This window comes from Xanthomonas sp. D-36-1, from assembly GCF_017746155.1.
In the GTDB taxonomy this organism is placed as follows: Bacteria; Pseudomonadota; Gammaproteobacteria; order Xanthomonadales; family Xanthomonadaceae; genus Xanthomonas; species Xanthomonas cissicola.
The window spans coordinates 78,251-92,558 of record NZ_JAGHWR010000036.1; the positions used below are offsets into that span (position 1 = coordinate 78,251).

Annotated in this window: 10 protein-coding genes and 1 tRNA gene; 10 read left to right on the forward strand and 1 reads right to left on the reverse strand. The window is 63.7% G+C overall.

Annotated elements, in window-relative coordinates; genetic code table 11:
- Window positions 1-115: 115 nt before the first annotated feature.
- The 8 genes from ubiB to J7367_RS12025 all read left to right on the forward strand — a co-directional run bounded on the left by ubiB (window position 116) and on the right by J7367_RS12025 (window position 10,889).
- On the forward strand, window positions 116-1,792 hold the full coding sequence (gene ubiB / locus J7367_RS11990; protein WP_057659771.1) for a 2-polyprenylphenol 6-hydroxylase: 1,677 nt from the start codon (window positions 116-118) through the stop codon (window positions 1,790-1,792).
- Window positions 1,793-1,879: 87 nt separating this feature from the next.
- Entirely contained in the window at window positions 1,880-2,521 is a 642-nt protein-coding gene (gene lexA / locus J7367_RS11995) for a transcriptional repressor LexA (protein WP_007966767.1), read from the forward strand.
- 172 nt (window positions 2,522-2,693) lie between these two features.
- On the forward strand, window positions 2,694-3,728 hold the full coding sequence (recA, locus tag J7367_RS12000) for a recombinase RecA (RefSeq protein ID WP_003481871.1): 1,035 nt from the start codon (window positions 2,694-2,696) through the stop codon (window positions 3,726-3,728).
- Between the two features lie 297 nt (window positions 3,729-4,025).
- On the forward strand, window positions 4,026-4,514 hold the full coding sequence (gene recX, locus J7367_RS12005) for a recombination regulator RecX (protein WP_057659773.1): 489 nt from the start codon (window positions 4,026-4,028) through the stop codon (window positions 4,512-4,514).
- 101 nt (window positions 4,515-4,615) lie between these two features.
- Entirely contained in the window at window positions 4,616-7,264 is a 2,649-nt protein-coding gene (gene alaS, locus J7367_RS12010; RefSeq protein WP_057659775.1) for an alanine--tRNA ligase, read from the forward strand.
- A 138-nt stretch (window positions 7,265-7,402) separates the two neighbouring features.
- Entirely contained in the window at window positions 7,403-7,615 is a 213-nt protein-coding gene (csrA, locus tag J7367_RS12015; RefSeq protein ID WP_003481884.1) for a carbon storage regulator CsrA, read from the forward strand.
- An 83-nt stretch (window positions 7,616-7,698) separates the two neighbouring features.
- Window positions 7,699-7,791, forward strand: a tRNA-Ser gene (locus J7367_RS12020).
- A gap of 1,139 nt (window positions 7,792-8,930) precedes the next feature.
- Window positions 8,931-10,889: a PAS domain-containing methyl-accepting chemotaxis protein gene (locus J7367_RS12025; RefSeq protein WP_057659816.1), complete on the forward strand. Its 1,959-nt coding sequence runs from the start codon at window positions 8,931-8,933 to the stop codon at window positions 10,887-10,889.
- A 411-nt stretch (window positions 10,890-11,300) separates the two neighbouring features.
- On the opposite strand, the gene J7367_RS12030 is transcribed toward J7367_RS12025, so the two are convergent.
- Window positions 11,301-12,002 (reverse strand): pirin family protein, encoded by a 702-nt coding sequence (locus J7367_RS12030; protein WP_007966758.1) that lies wholly within the window; start codon window positions 12,000-12,002, stop codon window positions 11,301-11,303.
- A 134-nt stretch (window positions 12,003-12,136) separates the two neighbouring features.
- Here J7367_RS12030 and J7367_RS12035 point away from each other — a divergent pair, with 134 nt between their 5' ends.
- Window positions 12,137-13,081, forward strand: a complete 945-nt coding sequence (locus J7367_RS12035; RefSeq protein WP_057659776.1) for a LysR substrate-binding domain-containing protein — start codon at window positions 12,137-12,139, stop codon at window positions 13,079-13,081.
- A gap of 44 nt (window positions 13,082-13,125) precedes the next feature.
- Window positions 13,126-14,118: a DedA family protein/thiosulfate sulfurtransferase GlpE gene (locus J7367_RS12040; protein ID WP_057659778.1), complete on the forward strand. Its 993-nt coding sequence runs from the start codon at window positions 13,126-13,128 to the stop codon at window positions 14,116-14,118.
- Window positions 14,119-14,308: the final 190 nt, after the last annotated feature.

The following is a 14,308-nucleotide window of genomic DNA, read 5'->3' on the forward strand; positions in this document are numbered from 1 at the left end:
GCGCGCCAATGCATTCGTTTCTTGCTCCTGTCCCATCGGTCGCCGCGTTGCAGGCTGCTATGTACTGCAGTGTCACGCAGCGCCTGAGCACAACGCGCTCGCAGGCGGTGTGCTGATGTGGGAAGCGCTAGGCACGGTACGTGATCTTGGGCGTCTGCAGGAAATCGCCTCGGTCCTGATCCGCTATGGCTTCGGCGATGTGGTGCGTCGTATCGGCCTGGCCGATGTGCTTGAGCGCGCCGGCAGGCTGTTGCATTGGCAGAATGCCGAGGGCCGGTTGCGCATGTCCGCAGCGATGCGCGTGCGGCGTGCACTGGAAGAGCTCGGGCCAACCTTCGTCAAACTGGGCCAGGTGCTGGCCACGCGCGTGGATCTGCTGCCGCCGGAGTGGATCGAAGAATTGAGCGAGCTGCAGAACGCGGTGCCGGCGCTGCCATTCGATCAGATCCGCCCGCAGCTGGTCGCTGCGCTGGGTATGGAGCCGGAAAGCGTCTTCGCGCGCCTGGACGAACAACCGCTGGCAGCCGCATCGCTGGCACAGACGCATCGCGCGTGGTTGGTCGATGGCATCCCGGTGGTGTTGAAGATCCGTCGTCCCGATATCGGTGACACCATCGATGCGGATCTGCGCCTGCTCGCCCGGCTTGCTGAAATCGTCGAAACCCGCGCACCGGATCTCAAGCGCTACCGTCCTTCCGAGGTGGTACAGCAATTTACCGTCTCGCTGCGACGCGAGCTGGACTTCGCTGCCGAGGGGCGCAACGCCGAACGCATCGCCGCCAACTTCGCGCACGATGCGCAGGTGGTGGTGCCGGCGGTGTACTGGGAGTGGACCTGCGAGTCGCTCAACGTGCAGGAATTCATCGATGGGATTCCGGGGCGCGATCTGCTCGCCGTCGATGCGGCCGGCCTGGATCGCAGGGCGCTCGCACGTGCCGGTGCCGGCATCGTGCTCAAGATGGTGCTGCAGGACGGCTGCTTCCACGCCGACCCGCATCCGGGGAACATTTTTTACCTGCGCGACGGGCGCATCGCGGTCATCGATTTCGGCATGGTCGGGCGCGTCTCCGAGCAGCGTCGGTTTCAGGTCGCACAGCTGCTGCACGGCATGGTCAGCTACGACGCCGAAGCGGTGATCGATGTATTGCTGGAATGGGCGGGCACCAGCCTGGAGATCGATGAGGCGCGTTTGCAGCAAGACATCGGCGCGTTCGTCGACGAGTATCGCGGCGTGCCGCTGAAAGAATTGCGTATTGGCGCAATGCTTGGCGACGTCACCTCCATCCTGCGCGATCACGGGCTGACGCTGCCATCGGACCTGGCACTGATGATCAAGGCCTTTCTCACCCTGGAAGGCATGGGGCGCCAGCTCGATCCGGATTTCGACATGGCCACCGAGGCGCGTCCGTACCTGGAGCGCGTGGTGCTGCAGCGCTATGCGCCGCGCGCCATCGTGCGGCGTGGCCGGCGGACCGTGACTGGCGCGATCGACCTGATCGGCGATCTGCCGCGCGACCTCAAGCGCCTGTTGCAAGCCGCACGCCGCGGCAAGCTGCAGCTGCAGATCGAAACACGCGCATTGCGCGAGTTCGGCGAGCAGGTCGACCGCGCCGCCAATCGCCTCACGATGGGTATCGTGACAGCCGCCTTGGTGATCGGCTCCTCGATCGTCATGAACAGCGTCGGCGGTAGCGCCAGCCGCTGGCTGCTCGCGCTAGGCGTGGGCGGCTTCCTCGGCGCGGCGCTGTGCGGCATCTGGATCTTGTTTTCGATCTGGCGAAGCCGGCGCTAGCGCGCGACGCGCGTCGTCGTGATGGCGTGCGGGCAAGACGCGGCGAAATACTTGCGCAGGCGTTCGTTAGTAGTAATACTACTAACCATGGACCTGACCGATACCCAGCAAGCAATCCTGGCCCTGATCACCGAGCGCATCGACGCCGATGGTGTTCCGCCTTCGCAGACCGAAATCGCGCGCGCGTTCGGCTTCAAGGGCGTGCGCGCGGCGCAATATCACCTGGAAGCGCTGGAGCATGCGGGTGCGATCCGACGCGTCCCAGGCCAGGCGCGCGGGATACGGCTGGCCGGGCAGGGGGCGCAGACACGCACGGCTCCTGTGAGCGAGGCGGCCCGCGACGATGTGCTGCGTCTGCCGGTGCTGGGCCGCGTGGCCGCGGGTCTGCCAATTGGCGCCGATATCGGCTCGGACGACTTTGTCGTACTGGATCGTGTGTTTTTCTCGCCGTCGCCGGATTATCTGCTCAAGGTGCAAGGCGATTCGATGCGCGACGAAGGCATCTTCAACGGCGATCTGATCGGCGTGCACCGTACCCGCGACGCGCGCTCGGGGCAGATCGTGGTGGCGCGGATCGATGAGGAAATCACGGTAAAGCTGCTGAAGATCGGCAAGGACCGCATCCGGCTGTTGCCGCGCAATCCAGACTACGCGCCCATTGAGGTGCTACCGGATCAGGATTTCGCGATTGAAGGCCTGTATTGCGGGCTGTTGAGGCCTAACCGCTGAGGTCTGTGCCGATGGCGGTGCTGGCGTTTTTCCGAGCCCGCACTGCAGGATTTCCCGCTGCCACGGGACTTGCCGCCTTCTTAATCTGAGTGTGTCGCCTGCAGTCTCAGGCTGTGCGATACACCGCCGCTACATTAGCCCCATACCGAAATCACTGACGAGGATCACCCAGATGGACGAGAACAAGAAGCGCGCCCTTTCCGCCGCACTGAGCCAGATCGAAAAGCAATTCGGCAAGGGCTCGGTCATGCGCATGGGCGACCGCGTCATTGAGGCGGTCGAAGTCATCCCGACCGGCTCGCTGATGCTGGATATCGCCCTGGGGATCGGCGGCCTGCCGAAGGGCCGCGTGGTCGAAATCTACGGCCCGGAATCCTCCGGCAAGACCACCTTGACCCTGCAAGCCATCGCCGAATGCCAGAAGAACGGCGGCACCGCTGCCTTCATCGATGCCGAGCACGCACTGGACCCGATTTATGCGGCCAAGCTGGGCGTCAATGTCGACGACCTGCTGCTGTCGCAGCCGGATACCGGTGAGCAGGCACTGGAAATTGCCGACATGCTGGTGCGTTCGGGTTCGGTTGATATCGTGGTGGTCGACTCGGTCGCTGCACTGACGCCTAAGGCAGAAATCGAAGGCGAGATGGGCGACCAGCTGCCAGGTTTGCAGGCTCGCCTGATGAGCCAGGCGCTGCGCAAGCTCACCGGCAATATCAAGCGCTCCAACACGCTAGTGGTCTTCATCAATCAGCTGCGCATGAAGATCGGCGTCATGATGCCGGGCCAGAGCCCGGAAGTGACCACCGGCGGCAACGCGCTGAAGTTCTACGCCTCGGTGCGTCTGGATATCCGCCGTATCGGTGCGATCAAGAAGGGCGACGAGATCATCGGTAACCAGACCAAGATCAAAGTGGTCAAGAACAAGCTGGCGCCTCCGTTCAAGCAGGTCGTGACCGAAATCCTGTATGGCGAAGGCATCAGTCGCGAGGGCGAATTGATCGACATGGGCGTGGAAGCCAAGCTGGTCGACAAGGCCGGCGCTTGGTACAGCTACGGCGATGAGCGCATCGGGCAGGGCAAGGACAACGCGCGAACCTACCTGCGCGACAACCCGCAGGTTGCGACCCGGCTGGAAGCGGAGCTGCGTGAGAAGTTCCAACCTGCCGAAGCACCGCGTGAGGCCGGCGACGACGAAGACAAGGAATAAGTTGCAGCTGCACAACATCACCACTCACCGGAGTTGGTTTGCCGTGAGTTGGTGACAGTGATGCTGTCGGTGAGCGGCGGGCGGAACCTCGCACGATACGTGGCCGCTCCATTGCCACCCACGTCCGCCCGGCGCTGGGGCAACAGGTTCGAGCGTGTTTGAAGTTTTTCTATCGCGAGGACGGCGGAGTCAGTGCTGTCGCTTCTCGCGGTAGATCTATCGAAGGCCAGGAGGGCAGGCGCCATGGACGGCGCATTGATGTCGTAACTGATTTTGGCGATTCGGGACACCTCAACGATGGACGAGCAAGAGCCCGCACCAAAGGGGGGGCGCCGGTTCAAGGAACAGACGCCGGTCCAGCGCGCACTCGGCTTATTGGTGCGGCGCGAACATTCGCGCAAGGAATTGAACCGCAAGCTGCTGGCCCGCGGGATCGAGCCAGATGAGGCGCAAGCGGCTGTCGATCGGCTCACGGACGAGGGATGGCAGGACGACACCCGCTTCGCTGCTGCAGTCGTGCGCAATCGCGCTGGTTCGGGTTATGGCCCGCTGCATATTCGTGCCGAGCTCGGAACCCATGGCCTGGATAGCGAGGCCATCAGTGCCGCCTTGGCGACCTTTGAAGGGGATTGGACCGAAAACGCGCGCGACCTGATCCGCCGTCGGTTTGGCGAACAAGGCCCAACCGACCTTCCGCAGCGGCGCAAGGCCGCCGATTTGCTGGCCCGGCGGGGTTTCGACGGCAACAGCGTTCGCGCCGCCACGCGCTTCGACCTTGAGGACTGAGGGCGTCAGGCCTGCTACCCTTCGTGGTTTCAGGTTGTTCCGCTCATCTGCGCCCACATTTCATTGGGTGACCGGGACTGCCGCCCGCCCAATGCCAGCACATGAACGCACCTGCCAAATTCAGCACTTCCCAGATCCGTAGTGACTTCCTCGCGTTCTTCGAGGGGAAGGGCCACACCATCGTGCCATCCGCGCCGCTGGTGCCGGGCAACGACCCCACCTTGCTCTTTACCAATTCCGGCATGGTCCAGTTCAAGGACGTCTTTCTCGGCGCGGAGAAGCGTTGCTACGTGCGTGCCGCGGACGTGCAGCGCTGCCTGCGTGCCGGTGGCAAGCACAACGATCTGGACTCGGTGGGCTACACCGCGCGCCACCATACCTTCTTCGAAATGCTCGGCAACTGGTCGTTTGGCGACTACTTCAAGAAGGACGCCATTGCCTGGGCATGGGAACTGTTGACCCAGGTCTGGAAGCTGCCGGCCGACCGCCTGCTGGTCACCGTCTACCACACCGACGAAGAAGCCTTTGCGTTGTGGCGCGACATGATCGGCATCCCGGAAAGCCGCATCGTGCGCATCGGCGACAACAAGGGTGCGCCTTACGCCTCGGACAATTTCTGGCAGATGGCCGATACCGGCCCCTGCGGCCCGTGTACCGAAATCTTCTTCGATCACGGCGATCACATCGCCGGTGGCCCGCCGGGGTCGCCGGATGAAGATGGCGACCGCTTCATCGAGATCTGGAACCTGGTCTTCATGCAGTTCGATCGTCAGCCCGACGGCACTCTGGTGCCGCTGCCGGCGCCGTGCGTGGACACGGGCATGGGTCTGGAGCGTCTGGCTGCGATCCTGCAGCACGTCCATACCAACTATGAAATCGACCTGTTCCAGGCGTTGATCGGCAAGGCCAGTGCGCTGACCGGCATCACCGATCTGGAGAACAAGTCGCTGCGAGTGATCGCCGATCACATCCGCGCCTGCTCCTTCCTCATCGTCGATGGCGTGCTGCCCTCCAATGAAGGGCGCGGCTATGTGCTGCGCCGGATCATCCGGCGTGCGCTGCGCCATGGCTGGATGTTGGGCGTGCGCCAGCCGTTCTTCAGCAAGATGGTGCCCACGCTGGTCGAGCTGATGGGCGAGGCCTATCCCGAGCTGGTGGTGGCGAAAGACACGGTGGCGCGCGCGCTGTTGGCCGAAGAAGAGCGCTTTGCCGAGACGCTGGACGCCGGCATGAAGATCTTCGATGAGGTCGCATCGCGCTCGCAGGACATCATCCCGGGCGCCGACGCGTTCCGGCTGTACGACACTTACGGCTTTCCGGTCGACCTGACTTCCGATATCGCGCGCGAGCGCGGCATGCGCGTGGACATGGAGGGCTTCGAGTTCGCGATGGAGCGTCAGCGCGAGACCGCGCGTGCGGCTGGCAAGTTCGGCGGCGGCGTCGCACTGCCGGCGGACCTGGTCGCCAGCATGTCGCCGACCGTGTTTCTGGGTTACGAAGCGTACGATACCGACGCCCTCAAGGTCGTGGCCATTCTCAGGCAGGGCCGCCCGGTCGAACGTGCGGAAGCGGGTGATGAGGTGATCGTGTTCACCGATCGCACGCCGTTCTACGCCGAGTCGGGTGGCCAGGTCGGCGACAGCGGCCAGCTGAGCGGCCCGGGTGTCTCGATCGAAGTTGCCGATACGCAGAAGTTCGCCGGCCAGTTCCATGGGCACGTGGGTCGCATCAGCGAAGGCACGCTTGCGCTTGGTGATGTGCTTGCCGGCGGGATCGATACGCAACGTCGCGGCAAAACCATCCTCAATCACTCGGCCACCCACCTGCTGCACGCAGCCCTGCGCGAAGTACTGGGAACGCATGTGCAGCAGAAGGGCTCGCTGGTCGCGCCTGATCGGCTGCGCTTTGACTTCTCGCACTTCCAACCGATCACTGCTGACGAGCTCGCTGTGATCGAGCGCAAGGTCAACGCTGAAGTCCGCACCAACCATGGCGTGGAAGTGCACAACATGGCCATGCAGGAGGCGCTGGATTTCGGCGCGATGGCCCTGTTCGGCGAGAAGTACGGAGAAAACGTCCGCGTGCTCAAGATGGGCGGCTATTCCACCGAATTGTGTGGTGGCACGCATGTCACCCGCACCGGCGACATCGGTTTGTTCAAGATCACCTCCGAAGGTGGCGTGTCGTCGGGTGTGCGCCGTATCGAAGCAGTGACCGGGCAGGGCGCGCTGGACTACGTGGCTGACGAGGAACGTCGCTTGCTCGAAGCCGCCAATCTGCTCGGCGGCAACACCACCGAAGTGGTGGATAAGGTGCGCGCGCTGACCGAGCGTCAGAAGCGGCTGGAGCGCGAGCTGGAATCGCTCAAGGCCAAGCTGGCGTCGGGTGCGACCGCCGATCTGGGCGCTCGTGCAATTGATGTTGCCGGAGTCAAGGTTGTCGCGGTGCGTCTGGAGGGATTCGATGCCAAGGCGCTGCGCGATGCGATGGATCGCCTGAAGCAACAGCTCGGCGATTCGGTGATCGTGCTGGCTGGTGCTTCGGGCGGCAAGGTGGCACTTGTCGCTGGTGTGAACGGCAGCCCAACTGGCAAGGTGAAGGCAGGGGAACTCCTCGGCCACATCGCCAGTCAGATCGGCGGCAAGGGCGGTGGCCGTCCGGATCTCGCCCAGGGTGGTGGCGAGGACGGGCCCGCCCTTGCGACCGCACTCGACGGTGTTCCCCTCTGGGTCAAGCAACACTTGGGCTGAACACTTGTCCTGCTATGCTTGCTGGCTAGCAGGATGTCCCGCTACCATTTCTGGTCTATTCCCTTTACGTAGGGCGCGTCTCACTCAGGAGGCCGTCGATGCCGGTGGGAAATCCACCGGTTCCAGGAGATTTGCAAAATGTTGATCCTCACTCGCCGGGTAGGCGAAACCTTGATGATCGGCGATTCGGTCACCGTGACCGTTCTCGGCGTCAAGGGCAATCAGGTGCGCATCGGTATCACCGCACCCAAGGATGTGGCTGTGCATCGCGAAGAAATCTATCAGCGCATCCAGCGTGGGGATGAGCCGGTCGCCTCTGGCGCACATCACGGCGACGATTCTTCGAATTGATCATTGTCAAGGGTTTACGTTAGCCCCTCTTACCCGGTATTCTTCGCGGCCTGCCACGGACATCGCGGCAGGCAGCAAAAACTGGAGCGATGCCCGAGTGGCTGAAGGGGCTCCCCTGCTAAGGGAGTATAGGGTCAAAAGCTCTATCGAGGGTTCGAATCCCTCTCGCTCCGCCAGTGTTCTAAACGCCCGCAAATCACTGATTTGCGGGCGTTTTTATTTGTGCGATGCGTTCATCGACAAGGCGTGTTGGTTGAGAGCGTCGTCTGGGCGCTGCGACGCTAGCGTCGTCGGATTCTGGGATCGGTGGGTGCTCGCTGACGCTAGTTCAATTCTGCAGACGCGTCCGTGAGCGCACTCGGCCAGCAACACTCAGGCCTGCAGTGCGTACGGCGAAAGGGGCGCGCTGTGCGCCCGTCGTCAGTGACCACAGTGCTTCAAGAAGGTCGGCTCTGAGCTCGACTGCTGGCCGGAGGCTTGCAACTAACCTTTGCGTCTCTCATCAGCTCACATCTCAAGCATCAGATGCGCTGGCTAGCGAAGGCCCTTGCCTTGCTCGCATCGCTCAATGGTCGATAGCGACGCGTTAGGCGCCTGCAGCGCGATCGCGAGCTGCGTTGTCGCGTTATAAAGAGGTCGCGCCCTGTTTGCTTGCTGCCAGTCCGCCAGATTTCGGCGCAGCGCTGCACCGTGTCATTCCATCTGCATGGTTGTGGGCATGCGCTTGCAGGGATTGTGCGAGACACAGGGCGAGGCAGCACTCCATTGTGGTGTGCGCCAGCGTGCCGTATGACGCATGGAGCGAGGCGCATCGACGTAAGCGATAAAGCCTCGTATCGATGGCGTCTTGAACACTCCGGGTTTTGCCGTCTTGCGCATGCAGGCGGATGGCATACGGCGGCGCTGCGTCTGCGCGCGAGATTGCAGCGTTTGGATCTATCGCTGCTGCAACTAGACCGCTGCCAATCCACTCCTGTGGATCACTAAGGAGTAAGGATCAAGAGCAAAACCAGAACCAGAACCAGGGTCGAAGATCCAGCGTGAAAGGCCTATCGATGTTCCGCGGTCGAGGATGGCAGTGCAGCGATCGAGGTCTTACACCCCATTCGGTCGCCTGCCCGGATGCCATGAAGCGGACTTGGGGTGAGTGCCATGACCGCTTCGCGCCAGCGCACGTCGTCGCTGCCTTACACATCTGAACCGCCTTGTGGATGCGGGACGCGGTGAGGGTCAAGTAACCGGCGCATGGGTCGCTAAGGACGTGAACCCTATCTCGGATGTCGACGTGATGCGCCTATCGAACCTGCTTGGACGCGTGTTCTCCTTCTGGGGTCGCGGGCTGCGCCACAAGGTCGCAGCGGTGGACCGGGTGATGGCGGTTATCGAGTTCGACCTGGACGGCCGCATTCTGGATGCGAACCCGAACTTCCTGGCCCTGATGGGGTATCGACTGGACGAGGTGGTCGGCCAGCACCACCGCATGTTCGTGACGGCCGCAGATCGCGACAGCGAAGGCTATCGGCACTTCTGGGAGGGGCTGCGGCGCGGCGATTTCAATGCCGGGCGCTTCTGCCGGCTGGATAAACGCGGGCACGAGGTGTGGATCAATGCCTCCTACAACCCGTTGCTGGATCGATCCGGCAAGGCGTATCGCGTGGTGAAGTACGCCACCGACATCACTGCGCAGGTACGCCAGACAGCCGATTTCGAGGGGCGCATCGACGCCATCGACAAGGTGATGGCCGTCATCGAGTTCTCGCTGGACGGCACGGTGCTCGCGGCCAACCAGAATTTCCTGCAAGTGATGGGCTACCGGCTCGAGGAGATCGTCGGCAAGCACCACGGCATGTTCGTCGATGCCAGCACGCGCCAGTCGGCTGCGTATCGCGCGTTCTGGGATTCGCTCGGGCGCGGTGCCTTCGATGCAGGCCGCTATCGGTGCATCGGCAAGGGCGGCAGGGAAGTATGGATCCAGGCGTCCTACAACCCGGTGCTCGACGAGCACGGGCGCCCGTACAAGGTGGTCAAGTACGCCACCGACGTGACCCGTCAGGTGATCGATTCGGCCGATGCGGATGGGCGCATCCAGGCGATCGACAAGGTCATGGGGGTGATCGAGTTCGACCTGAAAGGGAACGTGCTCGGTGCCAACGAGAACTTCCTGACCATCATGGGGTATCCGGCTGCCGAGGCGATAGGCCAGCACCACAGCGTGTTCGTAGATGCGGCCTACCGCGCGTCCGAGGAGTACCGGCAGTTCTGGGCGAAGCTGGCGAGCGGCCAGTTCGACGCGGGACGTTATCGCCGACTGCGCAAGGATGGCAGTGCGGTGTGGATCCAGGCTTCCTACAATCCGATCCTGGATGTCTCCGGGCGGCCCTACAAGGTGGTCAAGTACGCAACCGATGTCACCGAGCAGGTGCGTTCGGCCGAGCGGATGCGCGATTTGATGCGACAGACGATGAGCATCGCGCAGAACGTGCAGCGTGAGGCGCATCATATTTCTGTGAGCAACCAGGAATTGGTCAGTCGCGTGTCCACGCAGTCTGCCGCGGTGGCGCAGACCTCGAGCACGATCGATCAGCTGGCCGCAACGGTGCGGGCCAATTCCGAGAATGCCGGTTCGGCGCGGCGCATGGCCGAAGACTCGGCCACGGTGGCGCGGCGCGGTGCCGACGTCATTGCCGATGTGGTCAAGACCACCGCCGACATTCGCTCGGCGACCGACCGCATCGGTCAGATCATCGAGGTGATCGACGGCATCGCGTTTCAGACCAACATCCTGGCCCTGAACGCTGCGGTCGAGGCGGCGCGTGCGGGCGAGCAGGGACGCGGTTTTGCGGTGGTGGCGACCGAAGTGCGTAGCCTTGCGCAGCGCTGCAGCGTGTCGGCCAGGGAGATCCGGTCCTTGATCGACCACGCGACCGATCAGGTCGGCGATGGCTCGCGCCTGGCCGAGCAGGCCGGTGTGGTGATGCAGGACATGGTGACTTCGGTCCTGCGCGTCACTGCGACCGTGGAGCAGATCGCCGCCGCCAGCCATGATCAGGCGCTGGACATTTCCAGCGCCAATACCGCGTTGCAGTCGATCGGCGTGCAGGCGCGCGACCAGGCGCAGATGGTGGGCGACTTGGCGCGTTCGGCGCGCGTGCTGGAAGACGATGCGGATGCGCTGTTCGCCTTGGTCAATGGCGATGCGGATGGCGGGGCGGATCGTGCGCCAGTGCAGGTCGATGCGCAGGCTGCGCGGCGTGCGACATCGAAGGTGGCGTGATGATGGTTCACTGCGTCCCGCACGCGACGTCGTGATGTTCCCTTAGATCTTGCACTTCCTTGTAGTGGATCTGGGCGCAAGTGGCCGAACCTGCGGTGCTGAGGCATTCGCTGCCATCAGCGCCGCTGCGATGACATACAGACCGTCGCAATGATGGTGAGCTGCAATTGGCAACTCACAGATCGCAGAGCGCGCGACCCGCAGCGCCAGTCGCATTTTGCGTCTGGCGGCTATTGGCTGCCAAGCAGCAGGATGTAAGTCTCCTGCCATGAGCTGCCACCTCACGGCTGGCCGCTCCACGAGACTGCGCACAAGACAAAGCCCGCGTACGCGGGCCTTGTTTGTTTCGGCACTGACCAGCACATCGCATGCCAATCCTGGCAGGTACGCCATCCGGCCCGCCCTGGATGCTTACTTGGGCAGGTCGAATACCAGTACTTCGGCATCGCGTGCATCGGCCAGTACGATTTCCGGCTCGCCGACGATCTGCACCGCGTCGCCAGCCGACAGCGCCTGCCCATTGACGCTCAGGCTGCCGCGCGCCACCTGCACGTAGCCGATGCGGCCTTCGGCCAGCGGCTGCTGCAGACGCGCCTGGCCATCCAGGATCGAGGCATACAGGCGTGCGTCCTGGTGCAGGCGCAGGGAGCCGTTGTCACCGCCTGGCGAGGCGATCAGGCGCAGTTGATTGCGCTTGCTGTCGGCATCGAAGTGCTTTTCTTCGTAGCTCGGCTCGATGCCGGCACGCTCGGGCATTACCCAGATCTGCAGGAAGTGCACGGGCTCGCTGGCCGAGTGATTGAACTCGCTGTGAGTCACGCCGCTGCCGGCGCTCATGCGCTGCACGTCGCCGTAATGCAGGACCGAGCCGGTGCCCATGCTGTCCTTGTGCTCCAGCGCGCCGCCCAGGACGTAGGAAATGATCTCCATGTCGCGGTGTGCGTGGGTGCCGAAGCCTTCGCCCGGCTGCACCTTGTCCTCGTTGATCACCCGCAGCGGGCCAACGCCCATATGGCGCGGGTCGTGATAGCTGGCAAAGGAGAAGGTGTGGCGTGAGGACAGCCAGCCATGTTCGGCGCGGCCACGGGTTTCGCTCTTGCGGACATTCAACATGCTGCTTCTCCTTGAAAGGTTCGGAATTGGCGCTGGGAGGAATCGGTGTCCAGCGGCTTGATGCGTAGTCTCCGCCTCTATCTTCGCCACAAAAAGCGAGTAGATTTGGCCGCTACCATCGAAAAATTCGAACAATGAAGATCAGCCTGGAAGCGTTGCAGATCCTGGATGCCATCGACCGGCGTGGCTCGTTCGCCGCCGCGGCCAAGGTGCTGTTCAAGGTGCCTTCGACGATTTCCTATACGGTGTCCAAACTGGAAGAGGATCTGGGCGTGCAGCTCTTCGAGCGGGTGGGACCGAAGGCCACGCCTACCCAGGCTGGCCGCGAGCTGTTGCGCGAGGGGCGCCACTTGCTGCGCGCCGCGCAAGAGCTGGAGGTGCGGGTGCGGCGCGTGGCTTCCGGCTGGGAGTCGGAGTTTGCGATCGGACTGGATGCGGTGCTGCCTGCGGCCTTGCTGCAGTCGCAGATCCTGGACTTCTACACCGTGGCCGACAGTACGCGGCTGCGCGTGCTGAGCGAGTCGTTGTCGGGCAGTTGGGAGGCGCTGCTGGACAGGCGCGTGGACCTGATCGTGGCGGCGGGCGAGGGGCCCAGCGGTGGCGGCTATGTAGCCGAGCCGATCGGCACGTTGCGGTTCGTGTTTGCCGTGGCATCCACCTCTCCGCTGGCGAATGCCGGCCTGCTGGGCGCGGCCGAGTTGGCCGAACACCGTGCGATCGCAGTGGCGGACTCGGCGCGGCGCCTGCTGCCGCGCACGGTCGGGCTGCTCTCCGGACGCGATGTGCTCACCGTGCCCGCCATGCGCACCAAGCTGCTGCTGCAATTGGCCGGCGTCGGCTACGGCTTTCTGCCCGAACCGTATGCGCGCGGGGCGCTGCAGGAGGGCCGGCTACGCGAGGTGCAGGTGGAAACCCACAAGCCCGACGAAACCTTTTATCTGGCCTGGCGGCCGGGCGAAGAGGGACAGGCGTTGAGCTGGTGGCGACGCGCATTGCGCAGCGAGGGCCTGTTCGAGCGCTGGTTGGACGCCTTGGCCGCAACGTATCGTTCCGTCGCTGCCGGGCAGTCGCCGCTGTGAGGGAAGACGGATAATGGTCGCCCGCCATCGCGCAGGGTCGTCGCATGCAAGGCTTGATCGAACAGTACGGATTGGCGCTGGTGTTCGCCAACGTGCTGGCGTTGTCGCTCGGGCTGCCGGTGCCGGCGTTGCCGACCCTGGTGCTGGTCGGCGCCAGCTATGCGTTGCAAGGTGGCAGCGATGCCTGGCTGGCCGGGCTTGCAGCATTGGCGGTGTCTGTCGCGGCAAGCCTCCTGGGCGACCTGGTCTGGTATCTGGCCGGTCGCCGCTTCGGCAACCGCACCTTGCAGTCGCTGTGTCGGCTGTCGTTGTCGCGCGACAGCTGCATGAAGCAGACCGAGCGCTTTTTTTCGCGCTGGAGCGTGCGCGTGCTGGCGGTCGCCAAGTTCGTGCCGGGCCTGTCGATGGTCTCGGTGCCGATGGCCGGGGCGATGCGGGTGCGTCCTGCGGCGTTCCTGCGATACGACGCCGTCGGTGCATCGTTGTGGGCATTGGCCGGACTGAGTGTGGGTGCTGTGTTCGCGCCTCAGGTGCAGGATGTGCTTGCTTTGCTGTCCGAACTCGGCGCAGGCGCGATCGTGGTCCTGGCCGCGTTGCTGGCCGGCTATGTCGGTTGGCGCTGGTGGCGGCGGCAGAGCCTGTTGCGATCGCTGGAGCATGCGCGCATCGCGGTAGACGAGTTGGTGCCGTTGCTGGCCGGCGAAGAAAGCCTGCGGCCGACCGTGCTGGATATCCGCGCCCCGGGCTATCGCCAGTTGCAGCCATACACCATTCCTGGTGCCGTGTTCGCCGACGAGCGTCAGCTGGCGCAGATCCTTGCCAGCGTGCCGCGCGATCGCAGCGTGGTGATCTACTGTGCGTGTCCGGACGAGGTGTCTGCCGCATGGCTGGCCGCGCGGATGCGCGAGCGCGGGTACCGCGATGTGCGGCCGCTGCTGGGTGGTCTGGATGCATGGCGCGATGCCGGGCATCCGGTGACATCGCTGGTGCCGGTCACGGTGGTTGCCGACGCGAACGCTGCTGCTGCCACGGCCTGATCGCACCGGATGCGGTGCGTGCGGTGACGGCGGCGCGCGTTTTGCTGGAAGATCGGCATCGCCCGACGGAACGGCGCACTACACTGCAACGCACTGCCCACCATCGTCTGCTTCGGCAGAAACGACGGGCAAAAAAAAGACCAGCAAGCTGGTCGTTTTCTTCAAGATTGGTGCGCCCGGAGAGATTCGA